This is a genomic window from Streptomyces purpureus, from assembly GCF_014648195.1.
In the GTDB taxonomy this organism is placed as follows: Bacteria; Actinomycetota; Actinomycetes; order Streptomycetales; family Streptomycetaceae; genus Streptomyces; species Streptomyces purpureus.
The window spans coordinates 24,275-24,541 of sequence record NZ_BMQQ01000044.1 but is presented as its reverse complement, the minus strand read 5'-3'; the positions used below and the strand labels follow the sequence as shown (position 1 = coordinate 24,541).

At 71.9% G+C, this 267-nt stretch carries 1 protein-coding gene; it reads left to right on the top strand.

Going from position 1 to position 267, the window contains the following annotated elements:
• Positions 1–267: OmpL47-type beta-barrel domain-containing protein (locus tag IEZ01_RS35420; RefSeq protein WP_373287703.1), on the top strand; the 267-nt coding region annotated here is incomplete at both ends.

The window sequence follows — 267 nt, the reverse complement described above, 5'->3', positions numbered from 1 at the left end:
GCGCTACCGGGCCACCGACAAGGCGGGCAACACCGCCCCCGAGAAGGCCGTCGCCTTCACCGTCGTCGCCCCGCCCAGCGACGACACCACCCCGCCCGAGACCTCGGCGAGCGTGAGCGGTGAGAAGGACGAGCAGGGCCGGTACGTGGGGATGGCGACGGTCACGGTCACCGCCTCCGACACCGGCTCCGGCGTCAACTCGCTGGAGTTCGCGCTTGGTTCAGGGGCATGGCAGGCGTACACGGCGCCGGTCATGGTGCACCAGGC